The organism is Peptidiphaga sp. (assembly GCF_057238965.1).
The window spans coordinates 1-17,984 of the sequence record NZ_DBHHEV010000019.1; the positions used below are offsets into that span (position 1 = coordinate 1).

The 17,984-nt window shown below is 66.5% G+C and carries 15 protein-coding genes and 1 pseudogene; 5 read left to right on the plus strand and 11 right to left on the minus strand.

The features are described 5' to 3' along the window. The 10 genes and pseudogenes from ACO48X_RS03785 to ACO48X_RS03830 all read right to left on the minus strand — a co-directional run. Nucleotides 1-1,057 (minus strand): hypothetical protein (locus ACO48X_RS03785; RefSeq protein WP_485000697.1); only part of this gene is annotated, 1,057 nt, incomplete at its 3' end. A gap of 133 nt (nt 1,058-1,190) precedes the next feature. After that, on the minus strand, nt 1,191-1,631 hold the full coding sequence (locus ACO48X_RS03790) for a SprT-like domain-containing protein (protein WP_485000698.1): 441 nt from the start codon (nt 1,629-1,631) through the stop codon (nt 1,191-1,193). A gap of 298 nt (nt 1,632-1,929) precedes the next feature. Then, entirely contained in the window at nt 1,930-2,703 is a 774-nt protein-coding gene (locus ACO48X_RS03795) for a hypothetical protein (RefSeq protein ID WP_485000699.1), read from the minus strand. A gap of 135 nt (nt 2,704-2,838) precedes the next feature. Continuing rightward, nucleotides 2,839-3,534 carry an N-acetylmannosamine-6-phosphate 2-epimerase gene (locus tag ACO48X_RS03800; RefSeq protein ID WP_485000700.1) on the minus strand — a complete coding sequence of 232 codons (696 nt, stop codon included), beginning with the start codon at nt 3,532-3,534 and terminating at the stop codon, nt 2,839-2,841. Further along, entirely contained in the window at nt 3,522-4,508 is a 987-nt protein-coding gene (locus ACO48X_RS03805; RefSeq protein WP_485000701.1) for an ROK family protein, read from the minus strand. Before ACO48X_RS03805 ends, ACO48X_RS03800 begins: the two co-directional genes overlap by 13 nt. Beyond that, nucleotides 4,505-5,434 carry a dihydrodipicolinate synthase family protein gene (locus ACO48X_RS03810; protein ID WP_485000702.1) on the minus strand — a complete coding sequence of 310 codons (930 nt, stop codon included), beginning with the start codon at nt 5,432-5,434 and terminating at the stop codon, nt 4,505-4,507. The genes ACO48X_RS03805 and ACO48X_RS03810 overlap by 4 nt, the downstream gene beginning before the upstream one ends. Next, nucleotides 5,404-6,429, minus strand: a complete 1,026-nt coding sequence (locus ACO48X_RS03815; protein WP_485000703.1) for an ABC transporter ATP-binding protein — start codon at nt 6,427-6,429, stop codon at nt 5,404-5,406. Before ACO48X_RS03815 ends, ACO48X_RS03810 begins: the two co-directional genes overlap by 31 nt. 383 nt (nt 6,430-6,812) lie before the next feature. Beyond that, nucleotides 6,813-8,798 (minus strand): annotated as a pseudogene (locus ACO48X_RS03820) (dipeptide/oligopeptide/nickel ABC transporter permease/ATP-binding protein); the annotation flags it as partial. A gap of 1 nt (nt 8,799) precedes the next feature. Continuing rightward, entirely contained in the window at nt 8,800-9,759 is a 960-nt protein-coding gene (locus ACO48X_RS03825; protein WP_485000704.1) for an ABC transporter permease, read from the minus strand. Between the two features lie 291 nt (nt 9,760-10,050). Beyond that, the gene (locus ACO48X_RS03830) at nt 10,051-11,661 is read right to left on the minus strand and encodes an ABC transporter substrate-binding protein (protein ID WP_485000705.1); all 1,611 of its coding nucleotides are present in this window, start codon (nt 11,659-11,661) and stop codon (nt 10,051-10,053) included. 66 nt (nt 11,662-11,727) lie between these two features. On the opposite strand from ACO48X_RS03830, the gene ACO48X_RS03835 reads away from it, so the two are divergent. The 5 genes from ACO48X_RS03835 (at nt 11,728) to ACO48X_RS03855 (ending at nt 17,051) form a co-directional block, all read left to right on the plus strand. Further along, nucleotides 11,728-12,525 carry a FadR/GntR family transcriptional regulator gene (locus ACO48X_RS03835; protein ID WP_485000706.1) on the plus strand — a complete coding sequence of 266 codons (798 nt, stop codon included), beginning with the start codon at nt 11,728-11,730 and terminating at the stop codon, nt 12,523-12,525. Nucleotides 12,526-12,767: 242 nt separating this feature from the next. Continuing rightward, nucleotides 12,768-13,445 carry a hypothetical protein gene (locus ACO48X_RS03840; protein WP_485000707.1) on the plus strand — a complete coding sequence of 226 codons (678 nt, stop codon included), beginning with the start codon at nt 12,768-12,770 and terminating at the stop codon, nt 13,443-13,445. Further along, nucleotides 13,445-14,326, plus strand: coding sequence for a carbohydrate ABC transporter permease (locus tag ACO48X_RS03845; protein ID WP_485000708.1), 882 nt, complete (start codon nt 13,445-13,447; stop codon nt 14,324-14,326). The genes ACO48X_RS03840 and ACO48X_RS03845 overlap by 1 nt, the downstream gene beginning before the upstream one ends. After that, nucleotides 14,319-15,236 carry a carbohydrate ABC transporter permease gene (locus ACO48X_RS03850; RefSeq protein ID WP_485000710.1) on the plus strand — a complete coding sequence of 306 codons (918 nt, stop codon included), beginning with the start codon at nt 14,319-14,321 and terminating at the stop codon, nt 15,234-15,236. Before ACO48X_RS03845 ends, ACO48X_RS03850 begins: the two co-directional genes overlap by 8 nt. Before the next feature lie 477 nt (nt 15,237-15,713). Then, nucleotides 15,714-17,051 carry an ABC transporter substrate-binding protein gene (locus ACO48X_RS03855; RefSeq protein ID WP_485000711.1) on the plus strand — a complete coding sequence of 446 codons (1,338 nt, stop codon included), beginning with the start codon at nt 15,714-15,716 and terminating at the stop codon, nt 17,049-17,051. A gap of 51 nt (nt 17,052-17,102) precedes the next feature. Here the strand turns inward: ACO48X_RS03855 and ACO48X_RS03860 are convergent, their stop codons facing one another. Beyond that, a complete protein-coding gene (locus tag ACO48X_RS03860; RefSeq protein ID WP_485000712.1) occupies nt 17,103-17,696 on the minus strand; it encodes a low molecular weight protein-tyrosine-phosphatase in 594 nt (197 codons plus the stop codon). Nucleotides 17,697-17,984: the final 288 nt, after the last annotated feature.

A 17,984-nucleotide genomic window follows, 5' to 3' on the forward strand; every position in this document is an offset into this window, starting at 1 on the left:
ACAGCCACCCTTCGATCGGTTTGCCTGCTTCCAGGGGCTTTATCGACATCAACGAATCTTGAGATTTGTCTTCAATGTTGAACATGAGATCCTTCGACGACTGATCGCCGACGTAGAACCTGTACTCAAAGGGATATGCACGCTTCGAGCCGTTGTAAGTCAGCCGAAGCTTGACGCCGATGTAGTTCCTATCGTCTCTATAGTCTTGGCTGTTCACAGCCTTTGCCTGTTCCCGGGCGTCGGCTTTGTACTCCAGAACCTGAATGGATGTGTCCTGCAACGTGTAGGCGTCCCCCTGCTTCGTCACCGGTTTTATCTGGTAGCCGATCTTCCCCAGCGGATCGTCGGTGTCCCGCGACGAGGGGCCGGTCGGGTCCGTCGTCGTGTCGTCGTCGGTCGAAGTCGTGTCGTCGTCGGTCGGTGTCGAATCGTCGTCGGTAGGAGTCGAATCGTCTGGGTCAGTGGTGTCCGTGACGCCGGAGGTCGGATTGGCTTCGGGCTTGTCCTTTCCGAAGACGCCGGTCGCCCAGAGCGCTCCGACCACGACGCCGATGACCGCTATGACCGCCACGACGACAATCAAGGGGGAGACTCTCCTCCTCGGCTGCTCGAAGGCGCCTCCGTACATTCCTCCCGGCGGGTATCCGGCGCCCCCCTGCCCGCCGTAGCCCATGCCGTTCGCCTGGTGCGGATCGCCGAACGGAGGGCCTCCGGCCGGCGGCTGCGAGAACGGGCGGGAAGATCCGGGCGTGACGCTCGGCGCGTAATCGTACTCCCCGGAGGCCTGCCGGCCCGCCGCATCGGGGGCGGAAGCCTGGCTCGGCGCATTGGGGGCGCCGGGCATATTGTTGGAGGCAAAAGCCCCGTCATAGCCGAGGGGCTGCTGCTGTCCGAACGGCGCCTGCTGCTGACCAAACGGCGCCTGCTGCTGTCCGAACTGGTTGTAAGGCGCGCCCCCTTGAAGCCCTTGCTCAGAATTCCAAGGTCCGGTCCCAGCGGCGTGTCCATCCTCTCCAGGTTCCTGACGCCCCCCGGATCCGTGCGAAAAATCTGTCATGTCATTCCCATCGTCGTGTCTCGCCTGGGCAGTCGACCCAATGCGCTCTCGCAAATCGACGCCATCATGCTAGCACCGGATCCTACCAGCGTGAAAGGTTCGTCCACAATCCGCGTCCGGGGGTGCATTCCCCTTATCGCCGCACCCAGCGCAGCTGGAAGCGCTTGTCGAAACGGGGCGAGCACTTGGCGCACGAGACCGGGGACCTCGGTCGGCGGAAGCGCTCGACCGTGTGGCCTTCCGGGCACCGTCCGACCCACGGCGCGGGAGGCGTCGGCAGGCCGCGCGCCGTCGCCCGGGGCAAGGCCCCGAGTTCGACGGCCGTCTTTTTCCACACGGGGCCGTGTCCGTGCTCGGGCCCCACGAGCGCGTGGGCGATCTCGTGGAGGACCGTGTCCCGCACCTGATCGACCGTGCACAGCGGAACGATGAGCGAAGACAGAGAGATCGTGCGCTCAGCATATCTCGTCACGCCCGCACGGCGCCGAGCCCGATCGAAATCGAGCCGCCACCCGCGCAGCCCGTGCCCGTCCATCAGCTCTCGCGCCATGGACGCCGCCTTCGCCATTTCCATAAGACCACCTTAACAATGTAAAAGCAATTGTTCAACACGATTTGAATAAAAATAAATTTTAAATAGAGCTTCCAATAACAAGAAACATCTAATTGCATTTAAAAATACAAACGAATGTTTAATTGTGTTAAAAGTCCAACTTTCCGTTAGCGCCCGCGACGCCGACGTCGTCGACGGCCGAGCGCTGCCAATCCTACTCCCAACATGCCGAAAGCGCCCCTCAAAAGCGGAACCGACGTGCGTCGGAGAGGGAAGGCGCAGGCCGTCCGACCCGTCAGAGCGCCGATGGCCGACTGAATCACCTGAGCGTCACAGGCTCGCTGACTTCGTAGAAAACCATCCCCGAGCTGTCTGACGTTCCGAAGAAGAACTTGGCCTCCTGCAGGTGTTTGCTCACTTTGAAGCGCAGCTTGACGGTGGTTTCCTCGCCTCCCTTGAGCGTTATGCCCTCGTCTAGGCCCGCGTCGCCCTTCGACGAGCTGACCAGGCCGCGCTCGGAATCGACGAGGACGAAATCGACGTCGTAGAAGGGAACGTCGCCCGAGCCCGCGTTCTTGACCTTGAGCGACGCCTCGACGAAGTACTCCGCCTCGTTTTCCGAGGGCGCCGTCTCGCCCTTGCGTCGATCGACTTTTCCAACAACGACGCGGGAGAACGACTGGGCCTCGACTTCGAGGGCGCCGCCCGTCCAGCCCTTGCCGCCGGCGAGGGCCGCCTCGATTTTCGAAGACGTCGCCTTGGCCAGGATCCGCGAGGCGCTCTTCCCCTTGAGTCCGGCGACTTCGACGGTCGCAGCGTCCGTTGGGATTCCGCCGCTCCCCGCGGCGCTGACCGAAGGAGCGCCGCCGACCGAGCGGGTCTCGGACGCGCCAGCCGACGTCGAACCGTCCGCAGCTTCCTCGCCGCGGTCGGACATCAGCCAGCCCAGCATCACAACCGCTCCAAAAGCGAACGCGATCGCCACCGCCATCGCCTGCCTGCGGTTCGCAGAGGGCTTCTCCCGTCCGCCCGAATCGTGGAAGGACTCGCTGAGCTCGGACTCACCTTCGACGGAAGAACGCGGTAGCGGCATCGTTTTCCTTTGCAGTTCGCATATGGGCGGCAGGCAACCGATAATTTCCATTACGCTACGGCAGTCCCGCGGGAAAGTACATGGGCAATGTTCCCCGCCGGCGAGGAACGCGAACGGCTCAGAACGCTGCGAACCTCATTGCTTCGCGCGTTCGCCCCCTCGCCGCACGGATTCATCGAACCATCCGGTTATCGTCGTCGGATGCGTGACGGCCGTTCCGACCACCGCCGCCCACGCGCCCGCTGCCATCACGGCCTCGGCGTGTTCGGGGGTGTGGATTCGGCCCTCGCATATGACCGGGAATTCTGGGAACTCGGCGACCATGAGCTCGAGCAGTTCGACGTCGGGCCCGTCCGTGCGAGGGCGCTCGCCCGTATAGCCCGCGAGCGTCGTCGACAGAATCGCGCATCCCGCGCCGGCGGCCCGCCTTGCATCATCGATGGAGCCGCAGTCCGCCATGACGAGGACGCCCTCGGATTTCAACGCCCCGACGGTTTCGGCGAAGGTCAGGCCGTCGGGCCGGGGGCGTCCCGTCGCATCGACGGCGACGACGTCGGCCCCGGCGTTCGAACACGCCCTGGCGTGGCGCAGCGTGGGCGTGATGTAGACGCCCTCGCGGCCCTCCTTCCACAGGCCGATGACGGGCACTTCGACTCGGCCCTTGACGGCTGCGATGTCCGCCAGGCCTTGGCACCGGATCGCGGCGGCCCCTCCGCGTTCGGCGGCGAGCGCAATCTGCGCCATCGTCTCCGGGCAGCGCATGGGCTCGCCGGGATAAGCTTGGCATGAAACGACGAGGCGGCCTCGGAGCGAGGCGATCAACGGGTGCATTCTTCCTCCTGAAACTCAGCGGCGTAGGCGAGCGCGCCCAGCAGGGGGGCGTCCCCGCCAAGCGTTCCCCGCACGAGCGGGACGCCGCGCACGGGATCCATGGCCTGCCGGCGATACCCGGCCCGCAGCGACGCCCACCAGTATTCGCCGACCCCGCTCAGGGAGCCGGACAGCACGATCGCCTCCGGGTCGAGGCAGTTGGCGAGCGACCCGAGAACCTCTCCGAGGGCGGCGCCGGCGTCGGAGAAGGCCCTTCGCGCTTCGGCGTCGCCCCGGTCCGCGAGGCGGCGAAGCTCTGCGCCGTCGTTCACGTCCGGGGATCCGCCGCGGGAACGATAGAGGCGGATGACGCCGGTTCCGGAGGCGACGGGCTCAATGTGGCCGTCGCGCCCGCACGAGCATGCGAAGCCCTCGCCGAGCCGGTGGCCGACGTGCCCGACGTGCCCGGCGAGGTCCCGCGGGCCGAACAGGACTTTTCCCTCGGCGACGATCGCCCCGCCGATTCCCGTTCCGACCGCCGCCACCAACGCGTTGCGCAGGCCTGCGCCGGCCCCGAACCGCATCTCCCCGAGCGCGTGGGCGTGGACGTCGTTGAGCACAAACGCGGGAACTCCGAGGCCTTCAGCGAGGGCCGGGCCGAGAGCCGTCCCTGCCCAGCCGGGCATGAGGTCGGTGGCGGAGGCAACCGTGCCCGTCGCACGGTCGATGACTCCGGCGCTGGCCGCTGCGACGCCGGCCAGCGGGCCGCCCGCCTTCCGGGCGACCTCGCGGGCCAGCTCGAGCGCCGTCTCCACAACCGCCGCGCCCCCGCGGTGCGGCCGGGTGGGTCGGGTCGCCCGATGGCGGACGGAAGGCTGACCTGGGGTGCAGACTCCCGCCGCTATCTTCGTGCCTCCGATGTCGAGGACGAGGCGCCGTCCCTCAGCCGAAGGCCCCGCCTCCCCCTCGGTCGAAGGCACCGCCGCACCGCTCATCGCGCGAGCATCCCCGCGGCGACGAGCACGTTCCGGACGGCTTCGACGTTCCCGCCCTCGAGTGCGCGCACAGGGCGCGGCATCTGGTTGGTCTCGAACACGCCCAAAAGCTGAAGCGCCGTCTTGAACGCCCCGACGCCGGCGCCGAAGCCCACGGCGCCCTCCGTCACCGAGGTGATCGTCATGAGCAGCGCCAGCCTGTCCTGAATTTGGACGACGGCCTCCCAGTCGCCTTCGCGGTAGGCCTTGTACTGCTGGACGTACCCGCACGGATCGACATTGCCCAGTCCGGGGACGACGCCGTCGGCCCCCGAGAGGAAGGCGCCGTCGACGACGACCTCGTGGCCCGTGAACAGCTTGAGCGGGCTGCCTGCCGCCCGGTTCTTCTGGACGAGGAAGCGGAAGTTGACGTCGTCGCCCGAGGAATCCTTGACCCCCGCGAGAACCCCCTCGCTTCCGAGCCTGACGAGCATGTCCGCGTCCAGCTTCTTGTGGACGCACACCGGCAGGTCGTAGGCGAACAGCGGAAGGTCGACCTCCTCGCGAATGGCGCGGAAATTGGCTTCGATCTCGTCGGGGCCGCCGAGCGCGTAGAAGGGGGCGGTCGCGACGACGGCGTCGGCCCCGAGCTCGCGCGCGGCGCGGGCGTGCTCGACCATCCTCTCCGTCTGAGCGTCGATGACGCCCACGAGCACCGGAACCCGGCCCGCGGCGGCCTCAATGCCCGTCTCGACGATCTCCCTGCGGCGCGAGTCGGTGCAAAACACGACCTCGCTCGACGATCCGAGAAGGAAAAGGCCGTGCACTCCGCGGTCGATCATTCGATCGATCGACCGTTTCAAGCTCGCGCGGCCGAGTTCGCGATCGGCGGTGAGCGGCGTGACGACGGGCGGGATCACTCCGCTGAAGTCGGCGTGGGCTGCCATGTGCTCTCTTCCTTTGCTGTATTGCGCGATTCTTCATCCGCGGATGCGAGGTCGTCTGGAATGCTCGGGTGCAGAAGCGAAGGCGCCGCACTCAGGAGCTTGCGTGTGTAGGGATCCTGCGGGTCGGCCAGCAGCGTCGCCGCCGGCCCTTCCTCGACGATCTGGCCGCCGTTCATCACAACGATCCTGTCGGAGACGTAACGCACAGTCTGGATGTCGTGGCTGATGAACACCATCGCCAGCCCGAGCTCGTCCTTCAGGTCGGTCAGGAGGTTGAGGATTTGCGCGCGGACCGAGACGTCGAGGGCCGACGTCGGCTCGTCGGCGATGATCGCCGCGGGTTTGATCGCGAGCGCGCGTGCGATGGCGACCCTCTGGCGCTGACCGCCGGAAAGCTGGCCGGGGAGGGCGTCGAGGGCCGACGTCGGCAGTCCCACCAGCGAGATGAGCTCGCGCACCCGCGCCTCGCGCTCCTGCTTCGTCCCGACCTTGTGCACGTGAAGGGGGTCGGCCAGCTGGTCGCGGACGGCCATCCTCGCGTTGAGGGCGGTGGCCGGGTCCTGGAAGATGACCGATATGACCCGCCCGATGGCGCGCCTGTCCTCGACCGTTCGCTTGGTGACCTCGCGGCCCTGGAAATAGACGCGGCCGGCGGTGGGCTTTTGCAGCCCGCACATGACGTTGGCCGTAGTCGATTTGCCGCAGCCCGATTCGCCGACGATGCCGATCGTCTCGCCCGGCATGAGCTTGAGGCTCACCCCGCGCACGGCCCTGATGGACTTTCCTGCGGTCCGCGTTCGGAACGTCACGTGGACGTCGTCGAGCTCGATGATCGGCCCGGACCCGTAGCCGCGCCCGCGGGGCGCCTCTGCCGAGCCGCTCTCAACGGGACGTGCGACGTCTGCGGGAGCGGCTCCGGGCCGAGCGGCGTCAGGCCGCGCAGCGTCGGCGACCGAGCCCCCGGCCGTCCTCGCCAGAAGGGTTTCGGCGCTCATTTTTCCTCCTCCGTTTTGAGTGTGGGGCGCCCGTCTTCGGGCGCGGCGCCCTCGTCGCGCACAAGGCCGGCGCCGTTTGCAGAGGCGACGTCGCGCACAGGGCTCCCGCCGTGTGCGAGGCCCTCCGTCTGCGGAAGGCTCTCGCGCGGCGCGGATGCGGGGCTTCGGCTGGCATCCGCCGCACGATCCGGGCTGGCCGCACGATCCGGACTGAACGCGCGATCCGGGCTGGCCGCACGATCCGGGGTGGCCGCCCGTCCCGCGCTGGGAGCCGAAAGTGTCGCGACGGCGGCCGAAGGGGTCGCGATCGCAGCGGACCCGGTCGCGCCCGCGGCTCTGCCGGGCGCCGGGGCGGCCGCTGCCGCGATCGCCGCGTACCCTTCGGGATGGTCGGCGTAGAAGTGCCAGCTGCCTTCGACTCGGCGCATGACGGGCCGGACGTCGCCGCCCACGTCGGGGTGGCTCGAGCGCGGGGCGAAGCGGTCGCCGGAGGGGAAGTCCTTCGGCGACGGGACTGTGCCCGGAACCTGGTGGAGCCGGCCGAAGGCCGCCTCGATCGAGAGGACCGAGCCGAGAAGCCCGCGGGTGTATTCGTGGCGAGGGTCGGTCATCAGCTCGACGGTCGAGGCCTGCTCGACCACCTGGCCGGCGTACATCACCGTGATGGAGTGGGCCACCTCGGCCACGAGGGCGAGGTCGTGGGAGACGAACACCATCGCAAAGCCGAGTTCGTCGCGCAGCTTGTTGAGCAGTTCGATGACCTGCTTTTGCACGGTGACGTCGAGGGCGGTGGTGGGCTCGTCGGCGATGACGAGCTTGGGGTCGCGGGTCAGCGCCATGGCGATGAGGACGCGCTGGCGCTGGCCTCCCGAGAGCTCGTGCGGATAGGAGTTGAGGGTTCGGTGGGGATCGAGCCCGACGAGCTCCAGCAGATCCTCCATCGACCGCGTTCCCCCGCGTTTGGTCAGCTGTTTCATCTGGGATTTGATGAGCATCGACGGGTTGAGGGAGGACAGCGCGTCCTGGTAGACCATCGCGAGCTCGTGCCCGCGCAGCGCGTTGCGCTCGGAGGGCGAGAGCTCCAGGAGGTTCTTGCCGTCGTAGAGGATCTCGCCGGAGATTTCGGCCCGGGGATCGAGCAGGCCCATGATTGCAAGGGACGTGATGGACTTGCCGCAGCCCGATTCGCCCACGAGGCCCATCGTTTCGCCCGGCCGCACCGAGAAGCTGACGTGGTCCACCACGTTGACGTCGCCGTGGCGCGGGAACTTGATGCACAGATCCTTGACCTGAAGAAGCGGCGGCTCCTCGGAAACGGGAATGTGGCGGTCTTTCCTCAGGGTCTCCATTTCCTTGAGGGCGTCGAGCCGGTTGCTCAGCGCCTCAGCTTGGAGCCTGTGCGCGGCCACGGGGTCCACGAGCATCTTGTCGGCTTCGCGTTCGGCGTCGGAGGAGGTCTCGGGAACGTCGACCGGGCCCTTCGGCGCCGCGACTATGGCGTCGGTCATTCCCTCCGAGAGGACGTTGAGGCACAGGACCGTGAGCATGATGGCCAAGCCCGGGAAGAGGGCGGCCCACCAGTAGTTGTAGATGACGCCGGCCCGGGCGTTTGCCAAGAGATTGCCCCACGTCGGCGTCGGCTCCTGGATGCCGGCCTGGATGAAGGAGAGCGAGGCCTCGAAGACGATGGCGTCCGCCACGAGGACGGTTGCGAAGACCATGATCGGGGCGACGCTGTTGCGCGCCACGTGCTTGACGAGGATCCAGGGGGCGCGGGCGCCGGAGACGACCACGGCGTTGACGTAGTCCTCGCCGTATTCGGCTATGACGTTCGCCCGGACCACGCGGGTGATCTGCGGGATGTAAAGGAATCCGATGGCGAGGATGATGACCGGGAGGGTCGTGCCGAACACGGAGATGAACACGGCGGCGAGCGCGATGCCCGGGAAGGACATGACGATGTCCATGATCCGCATGATCACTTCGGAGATCCACTTGCGGGAAACGGCTGCCACCGAGCCGATCACAGCGCCGCACAGCAGCGCGAAGGCAGTGGCGGCCAATCCGATGACGAGCGAGTACCGGGCGCCGTAGAGCATGCGCGAAAGGATGTCGCGGCCGCTTCCGTCCGTTCCGAAAAGGAACGTCAGGTGCTCCTTGGCGGCGCCGACCCACACCTCGTGCGTGCCAGGCTCGAGGTTCTTGCCGAATGTCGCGTACGGATCGTGCGGAGCGGCGATCGGCGCGAGAACGGCGAGAAGCGCCATGAATCCGAGGAAGACAAGGGAGATCTTCGCTCCGGCGTTCATCGCCTTCCAGCGGCGGAGGCGAACGCGCCCCTCCATTTTTTCGGTGAGCTTGCGGCGCATCTCAGACCTCCCTGATTCGCGGGTTGACGAGGACGTAGAGCATGTCGACCAGGATGTTGATGACGATGAACGACAGGGCCACAATGAGGGTCACTCCCTGCACGAGGGCCGGGTAGTTCTCTTTGACGCCCTCGAGGATCGCCCGTCCCATGCCGTTGAGATTGAAGATGATCTCGATGATGACCGCGCCTCCCATGAGGTATCCGATGCGCAGGCCCAGAACCGTGATCGGCGTGATGAGGGCGTTGCGCAGGACGTTGCGCGAGACGACGACGCGTTTGGGGATTCCCGCCCCGATGGCCGTGCGGACGTAGTCTTTGTCGAGCTCTTCGACGACGGCTGTGCGGATCACCCTGGTGAGCGACCCCGCGACGGGCAGGCCCAATGCGAACGCCGGCAGCAGCATTCGGTTGAGCCAAGCGCCGGGATCCTCGCTGAAGGGGACGAGCTCGCCCGAAACGTCGAAGATTGGATTGCTGATGGCGAAGGCCAAAATGAGGAGGACGCCCAGCCAGAACGAGGGCGTCGCGATGGCGGCGATGGAGAAGACGCGAATCGCCTTGTCCGGCCACCGATCGCGGTAGAGGGCCGCGACGACGCCGAAGAACACCGAAATGACGACGGCGATCAGCAGGCCGAGGAAGGTCAGCTGCAGCGTCACCGGAAAGGCTTCGGCGACTCTGTCGCTCACGGGGGCGCGATTCGCGCCGTAGCTGCCGAGGTCGCCCTTGGTGAAGAAGTTCCAGAGAAAGGAACCGTAGCGAACGAAGAACGGATCGTTGAGGCCGTGGCTTTCGCGGTATTCCTCCAGCGCCTTCTGTGACGCTCCTTCGCCGAGGGCCGTATAAGCCTCATCGATCTTCGAGAAGGACATGAGGAAGAACACGAGGAACGTCACGCCGAGAACCATGATCGGCAGCGCGACGAGGCGCCGTCCGATGAGTCTCACGAGATTGTTCACGAGGATCTCCTGGTGTTGCGCACCGGCCGGCAAAGCCCGCCTGACGCATGGTGGTTGCGAGCGTCCGGCCGCTGCGGGCCGCACGCGTCATGATGATGTGAGGGTTGGTCTGGTAGAGCGAGGGAAAGGGAAACGGTGGAATGGGAAAAGGTGAGAAGGCCGGCAGGGGCCAAGAAGACGAGGGTTTGGCAAACGCCGGGCCTGGCCGGCGGCAGGCGAGCCGGGCGGCGAGCACAGGCGGGGGCGCGCCGAGGACAGGGGCGGCGAGCGGCTGCCCGCCGCCCCTGCGGATCACTTGGCTCCGCTTTCGCTGCCGGCTCCGGCGCCGACGAAGTCGATGCCGGTGGTGCTGATCGGCGCGTATGCCGAGACCTTCTTCGGATAGTAGGCGGTCACGACTTTGCGGTGGAACAGCGGGTAGAGGGGAGCTTCCTTGGCCACGATGTCGTAGGCCTCCTTCCACGCCTTCTGCTGCTCGTCGCCCGTCGCGCGGACGGCCTTGTCAAGCGATGCGTGCAGCTTCTTGTATCCCTCGGAGTCCTTCCACTGGGTGCGCTTTTGGGTCCAGCTGTTGTCGCCGTACCACCAGTTCATGAGAAGGTCGGGGTCGTTGCCGAAGACCGACGGGTCGCCGGGGGCCAGAACCACGTCGAAATTCGGATTGTCGACGTCGGTGTGGTCCTTGTACAGGGAACTGGAGGCGAGCGCCTTCAGCTCGACCGTCACGCCCACCGCTTTGAGGTCCTCGACGATCTGCGGCGAAAGCTTGGTGATCCACGTGTGGTCGGTGGTCAAGAGCGTCAGGTGCAGGTTCTGGACTCCGGCCTCCTTGAGAAGCTTCTTGGCCTTCTCCGGGTCGTACTTGTAGACCGTCGAAGCCTTGTGGTAGTTCGGGTGGGTTTCGGGGAGGAAGGACGACGCCGCCGTCGCCGTGCCGGACGTGCCGAGGTCGATGAGCTTCTCGGTGTTGACGGCGTAGAAGAATGCCTGCCGGACCTTCGGGTTGTCGAAGGGCGCCTTCTTCGTGTTGAACATGAGGAAGGGAAGGTTGAAGCCCTGGACCTCGGTGATCTGGGCCCCGGCGGACTTCAGGAGGTCGGCGGACTCTGCGGGCACCGACTCCATGGCGGAGACGGTCTTCTGCTGCATGGCGGTCACCCGGGCGGTGTCGTCCTTGAGGATCTTCCACTCCATGTGCTTGGCCTTGGCGGGCTTGGAGCCGTTGTAATTCGGGTTGGGGGCGAAGGCGATGTGCGTCGAATCGATCGCCTCGTACGCCCACGGGCCCGTGCCGATCGGCTTGGAGGTCAGGGCCTCGTCGGAGGCCGCCGCCGGAACGATTTTGACGAGAGAAAGGCGTGCCTTGACCAGCGAGAAGGGGTAGTTGAGGTTGATTGAGACGGTCGTGTCGTCCTTCTTCTGCACGTCCTTGATGAAGGAAAGCATCGGCAGATAGATGTTGCCTTCCTTCATCGAGCGCTGGAAGGAGGCCACGACGTCGTCGGCCGTGACGGGCTTTCCGTCGGAGAACTTGGCTCCGTCGCGGAGCTTGACCTCGTACTGGGTGTCGCTTACCTTGACCGGGTCGTCCGTGGCAGCGAGGGCCTTGTACGGCTTGTACGTGTGCATGTCGAGCTCATAGAGGCCTTCGACGACGTGCCAGTTCGCACCCTGCGCCAACGCCGAGGACGTCGACGACGGATGGTAGTTGTTCGTCTCGTAGGCGACTGCGGCCTTGATGTCGCCGCCCGTCAAGAGCTTGTCGGTGGGCGAGGGAGCGGCCGTCGGAGCCGGAGACTTCGACGTCGAGGAGGCGCCTCCACTGCCTCCACAGGCGCTCAGCGCGAGCGTGCACGCGGCCGCCACGGCCAGTGCCCTCGCGCCAAACCTCTTGCGATTCATGGGTATTCCTCTCCATTGAGTGTAGTGAGCGGTGCGCCCCCTAGGGGTATCGCGTATACTCAGCATATGATGTCTGACAAATTCTTGCAACAGATCATCGCCGAGTCGTCTGACATATTCCAGGATCCGCGGGGCGAATCCTCCGCAGCCACGCCCTTCGTCAACCGTTCCACTGCAACGATGCAGGCGGTGCGCGCCTACATTCTCTCCCACGACCTCCAGCCAGGCTCCCCGCTGCCCACAGAGGCGGTTCTCTGCGCCGAGCTCGGAGTCTCACGCTCCTCCGTGAGAGAGGCCCTGCGAAAGCTAGAGGCCCTCGACATCGTGCGCGTCCATCAGGGGCGCGGCGCGTTCGTCGCCGACATGTCCCTGCGCCCCCTCGTCGACACGCTCATTCTCCGCTCCTCGCTCACCTCGGGCTCCGGGGCGGATTCCCTGGCCGACGTCGTCGCGCTGCGAAAGTACCTCGACCTGGGGATCTCGGCCGACGTCGTCGCGGCGCTCAAGGGAACGGAGAACCCCGTCCTCCACGCGGCCGTGGCCGCCATGGACGCGAAGGCCGCCGCCGGCGAACGGTATCTCGAAGAGGACGCGACCTTCCATTCGGGGATCCTGGACGCCATAGGGAACTCCGTCGCCAAACAGATGGTCTCTGCGCTGTGGCTCGTGCACATGGCGGTGATCCCCGACCTCGTCGAGCACATCGAGGCCGGGCTGGAAGACACGGCCCGGGCGCACCGCGCGATCCTCGACGCTGCCGAAGCCGGAGACCTCAAGGGGTACAGAAAAGCCGTCCGCGCCCACTACCGGCCCCTCGAGCAGATCCTCGCCAGGCGGCGCACAGCCGAGCCGCCGCCCGAGTAGCGCTCGTTTCGGTCGGCGCAGCCCAAGCGAGGCTCGTTTCGATCGGCGCAGCCCAAGCGAGGCTCGGCCCAAGCATGGGCAGCCCGCGCACACAAGCGCACGAACGAAAGAGCGGCCCCCGCCCCGCCGTCGAGGGCGGCGGGGCGGGCGGCTTCCGGGGCGTCGCGCGAAGGCGGCGCCGCGCGAAATCGAGGGGCGGGCAGGGCATAGACTGGAACCATACCCTTCGATCGAGGCGCCACATGTCTGCACAACATCCCGTCCGGGACGTCCTGAGTTCCGCCGTCATTCCCGCGAGCCGCCCCATCGACAATCTGCGGCGCGCCGGAACCGGCTTGTTCGCCGGCAACTGCATCGGAACGGTTGTGGCCGTCCTCGCCTACGGCGACCGCCTGACAAGCGGCAACGTCCTGTACGCGGGCCTTCTCCTGTTCGGGCTTTCCTTCCTTTTCCTCGCCCCTTGGATCGTGCGGCCGAAAGACGGCCTGGGTTCCCCCGTCGTCGCGCGGACCCTCGCCACCTCCGAGTCCGTGGAGTCAAGGCTCACCAGGCGGGGCCTGAGGGTTCCCGTCGTCGTCCAGCCGGTCGACGGCGCAAAGCCTTTTCGATCGATCGTCACTCTCGGAGGGATGCGCAAGAAGCACGCCAAGGACCCCGAGGTCGGAACCCTTTTGGCGCTACAGCAGGTCGAGCCCGGCAAGGGCGAGCTCGCCGCCGTCGACGAGCCTTCCGCGCGCCAAAAGGAACTCATGGCCCAGCTCAAGAAGCAGCCGCGCAAGCTCAAATCTGACGCGCCAATCCTGCCCATGCGCCGTAGCCCGCTTTCGCCGAAGCCGGGGTGGGCCGGGGGAATGCTCGCATCGACCTGCATGCTCGGCGTGACGGTGGCATTGGGAACGATCTTCACGGTGACCTCTTAGTGGCTCGGGTCCGCGGCGAGAGGCTGACCGCCTTCGCCATGCTCTCCCCCTCCCTCGTGGGCGTGGGGCTTTTCCTCCTCGTGCCGATTTTCTTCGTCCTCGTCGCCTCACTGACGGACTGGAACCTCATATCGCCCCCGCGCTTCGTGGGCTTGGACAACTATGCGCACATCTTCGGCGACCCCGGATTTCGCCGCTCGATCCTCGTCACCGCGGCTTTTTCCCTCATGGCGATCCCGGCGGCGGTCGCGGCGGGCCTCCTCATCGCCGTCGCCCTCAACCGCAGGCTTCCCGGATCCGGCGTTTTCCAGCTGCTCTACGTTCTGCCGTGGGTCTGCGCGCCCCTCACGCTGGGAATCGTGTGGAAATGGCTTCTCGACCCCTCGAACGGACTCGTCAACGCGCTTTTCGGCAACAGGGTCGAGTGGATGAGCGACGCCTCCCTCGCCCTGCCGACCGTCGCCTTCGTCTACGTGTGGCAAAACGTCGGCTACATCTCGCTGTTCTTCCTCGCAGGCCTGCAGGCGATCCCCCAGTCCGTCGTCGAAGCGGCGAAGCTCGACGGCGCCGGGCCGGTCAGGCTCCTGACGCGCATACGCCTGCCGATGCTGCGCCCCACCACGTTCTTCGTGCTCGTCACGTCTTTCATCTCCTCCTTTCAAGCCTTCGACCTCGTCTACGGGCTGACCGGTGGCAACCCCGGCTATCCGGGCGGGACCACGGACGTCGTCGCCGCGCAGATCTATCGGACGGCCTTCGGCGCCCCCAACCGGATCGGACGCGCGAGCGCCATGGCCGTTGTCCTCCTCGTCTTCGTCGTGGCGGCGACCCTCCTTCAGCAGCGCCATTTCTCGAAACGGACGGTGTACGAACGTGAATGAGAACATGCGGAGCGCCGCCGGGCGCGCACGCGGCGCGCAGACCGCCGCCGAGCCGAAATCGCCGGCCAGGCGGACGCGCAGACCGGCGAGCTGGTGGGCAGCGACGTTGGCGACCTACGCGTTTCTCGCCGCCGGGGCGATTCTGACGGTCGCGCCCTTCGTCTTCTCCGTCTTCACCAGCCTGAAAAGCCCGGAGGAGTTCGCCGGCGGCGACCCGCTTTCGCCGCCGTCCTCCCCGACTGTCGAGAACTACACCTCGCTGTTCGGGGGCCGCGCGAACTTCGTGGTTCCGCTGGCGGTGACGCTTCAGGCGGTCGCGGTCTTGACCGTCGGCCAAATGGTCTGCTCCGTGCTAGCCGCCTACGCTTTTGCGCGCCTGAGCTTTCCCGGCAGGGAGTTCATCTTCTGGACCTACGTCGCAACCCTCATGGTTCCGGCGGTGGTCACGATGATTCCGCTGTTCGCCGGGCTCACCCAGGCGGGGATGAAAAACACTTTCGCGGGACTCGTCGTCCCCTTCCTTCTGGGCTCCCCCTACGCGATCTTCCTCCTTCGGCAGAACTTCCAGGGGGTTCCGAGCGACGTGCTCGACGCCGCCAAGCTCGACGGCGCAGGCCACTGGCGCACGCTCTGGTCGATCATGCTTCCCATGAACCGCCCGATTCTGGCCACGCTCCTGCTCATCACCGTCGTCTCGCAGTGGAACTCCTTCATGTGGCCGTCGATCATCGCCCCGGAACCGACGTGGCACGTGTTCACCGTGGCCACGCAGGCGCTGCAGCAGGAGCATTCCAACGAGTGGACGCTTGTCATGGCCGCTACCGTCCTGGCGCTCGCGCCCCTCATCATCCTTTACGCCGTCTTCCATCGCCAGATTGTCAGATCCCTGGGGATCTCGGGGCTTCGCTAGACCGCCGGGCGCCGCGCCAAACCGACCGAGCCACGCCAGGCCGACCAAGCCACGCCAGGCCGACCAAGCCGCGCCAGGCCGACCAAGCCGCGCCAAACTGACTGAGCCGCGCCAGGCCGACCAAGCCGCGCCAAACTGACTGAGCCGCGCCAGGCCGAGGGCGCCGGGCTCGCGCGATTCGCGTCGCAGCCCCGCCGCCCGGAGCCGGCCCGCACACGTCGCGGAACAGCCCAACGGCTCGCAGAGCCAAGCGATCCGCGGAAAACCGGACGTGGTCCGCAGTGCAAGCCCGAGATGCAATGAACACACGGGCCACCGAAAAGAAACAAACATCGCATACGTACCGGTAATCACTGCGGCGCGCTGGATGGAATACAACAGCTGCCCAATGTGTTCTATAGGATAAAAGATATAAGATCACCGCATTCAACCTCCTCGAACGCCGCATTTTCGAGCGAGTCACGAAAAGGAACACCCATGACGCTCCGTGGACTCTTCACACGCCAAAAGAGGAAGCTCGCCGCGCTGACCGCGGCAGCGACGCTCGCCCTCGCCGCCTGTTCCCCGGCCGATTCCTCCTCGGACTCCTCGGACGGAACGCGGCTGACCTTCCGCGTGTGGGACCAGGAGGCCGCGGCCGCCTACAGGGAGTCCTTCAAGGAGTTCCGCAAGAAGAACCCCGAAATCGACGTCAAAGTCGAGGTGGTTTCCTGGAACCGCTACTGGGACCGCCTGCCGCTCGACATCTCCTCGGGCGACATGGCCGACGTCTACTGGGTCAACTCCTCGAATTACGCGCAGTACGCCGACAACGGCAACCTCATGGACGTCGAGGACGCCGTGGGCTCGGACCACGAGGAGTGGCAGAAGTCCGTCGTAGACCTTTACACGCGCAAAGGGAAGCTGTGGGGCGTTCCGCAGCTGTGGGATTCCATCGCCTTGTATTACAACAGGGACGCGGTCGAGGCCGCGGGCGTCGACGCTTCGAATCTCACGTGGGCGCCGGACGCGGGACAAGGCGACACCCTCCTGGGGGCCGCGCGCAAGCTCACCGTCGACAAGAGCGGCAGGCATCCGGGCGAGGACGGCTTCGACGCAAAGAACGTCGCAACCTACGGGTTCAACGCGCAGGCCGACATGCAGGCCGTGTACCTCCCCTTCCTGGCCGAGGCCGGCGGCACATACCAGGCCTCCGACGGCGCATTCGCCTTCGCCTCGCCTCAGGGCAACAGCGCGTTTTCCTACCTCGTGGCGATGATCAACGCCCACCGCGTGGCGCCGCCCGCCGCAGACACCAACACGAACGGGGATTCCACCCGCGACCTGTTCGTCAAGGGGAAGCTCGCCCTCTTCCAATCGGGCCCGTACAACCTCAAAGAGGTCGCCGACAAGGCCAAGGGCTTCAAATGGGGCGTCGCCCCCATGGTGGCCGGCCCGAAGGGCCGCATATCCACCGTTCACGGGGTCGCCGCCGTCGGCAACGCGAAAACGAAGCACAAGGCGGCCACCGCAAAGGTCCTCAAGTGGCTGGGCTCAGCCGAAGGCCAGCTGCCTCTCGCCGAACGCGGCGTCTCCTTCCCCGGGGCCGTGGCGGCGCAGTCGGCCTTCGTCGACTATTGGAGAAAGAGGAACGTGGACGTTTCGGCGTTCGTCGAGGCGTCGAGGGGCACGACGACGAAGCCGCCCGTCGGCCCGTCCGTCAACGCGGGGACCAAAGCCTACACTCCCTTGCTGCTCGACACCTTCCTCGGGTCCTATCCGGTCCCCGAGGGCCTGAAGAAGGCTCAGGAGGCAGGCAACAAGGAAATGAAATGAGCGGCGGGCTCGGCCTGCGGCCCCCGTCCGCGCGTCCCCGCCTCAGTCAGGTCAGCCCCGCGTGAGCTCGGCGATCAGCCCCTCGGCGCCCGCCTCGACCTGCGCCAGCGTGCGATCGTACTCCTCGGGCCCGCCGCCCCATGGATCGGCCACGTCCCACCGGCCGCTGGAGTAGTAGAACTCGGAGCGGCCCCGGGGCTCTTTCCCGTCGGCGAGCGCGCCGCCCGGGCCGAAGCAGCCGTCGGGCGCGACTCCCGGGCCGTCGCCGTCGAACTCTCGCCACAGGTGAATTCGGGCCGCGTCGACCCCGGCGTCGGCGCACATTCTCCGCAAGGCCCGCGCGTGCCCCGTCGTCATCGCCAAGATAAGCCCTGATTCGGCCAGTTCGCGCCGCGTCGCCCGGTGGGCGCTGCGGACGGGAACGGGGTACCCGGCTTCGCGGAGAACCCTGGCGGCGGGCGGATAGATCGGATTGCCGTGCTCCTCGTCCGAAACCCCGCAACTGGCGACGCCGTAGGCCAGCCCCGCTCCCTCGATCCTGTTGCGCAGCACGACTTCGCCGATCGGCGAGCGGCAGATGTTTCCCGTGCACACGACGAGAATCTGCGGGTTGGCGGCAAGCTCGCGCTGAATCTTCGTAGGCATGGGCCAATGATATCGGCAGCGCCGCGGGCCTCCCGAACTTTGGGCCCTCCGGTTGGCCGCTTTCCCTCTCTCCCGCGGGAGTTTCGTCGGCGCGGACGTGCTCATCGGCGTCTCCTCCCGCTTTCCCCTCTCCCGCGGGAGTTTCGCCTTCGCCGGCCAGCGGCGCGGACCCCCAGCCGAAAGACGGCGTCCGTACTCGACTCGATATCGTCGGCGACGGCCCGTCTCTCAGCGCCAAAGAGTTGCGAAATGTCCCTCTGTTTCCGGGAACATGCTATTCGGCGGGCT